The 406-nt window shown below is 68.7% G+C and carries 1 protein-coding gene; it reads right to left on the minus strand.

Annotation, left to right across the window (positions count from 1 at the left end):
• The coding region (locus D7Y04_RS43165) for a biotin operon repressor (RefSeq protein WP_199749844.1) at positions 1-401 on the minus strand (401 nt) is incomplete at its 3' end.
• Positions 402-406 lie beyond the last annotated feature (5 nt).

Here is a 406-nt window from a genome sequence, read left to right on the forward strand (position 1 = left end):
CAGACCCGTCCCCGGCGGCCCTTGCCCGAGGTCTGCTGCTCGGCGACGACGACTTCGCCGTGCTCGGCCCCGTCCTGGGCCAGGCGGAAGGCCACCTCATTGGTGGAGCCCAGGACCGCGTGGTGGTGGAGGGTACGACCCAGGTCATGGGTCTCCAGCAGCGGCGCCACCTCCAGCGAGGTGAGTCGGTCTGGCACTTCCACCAACCGGTAGCCCCGGGCGGGGATGGCCTCGATGCGGTAGCCCTTGGTGCGAAGGGCTTCCACGCGTTTCCAGACGGCCGTGCGGGAAAGGCCCAGCTTGCCCGACAGGGCCTCGCCAGAGGTGTAGTCGTCACCACTCTCGGAGAGGAACCCCAGGATGAGTTCCTCTTGCGTCTGCTCAGTCGATTCCACGGGCACGGCGG

Origin of the sequence: Corallococcus sp. AB038B, assembly GCF_003668955.1 — a bacterium.
In the GTDB taxonomy this organism is placed as follows: Bacteria; Myxococcota; Myxococcia; order Myxococcales; family Myxococcaceae; genus Corallococcus; species Corallococcus exiguus.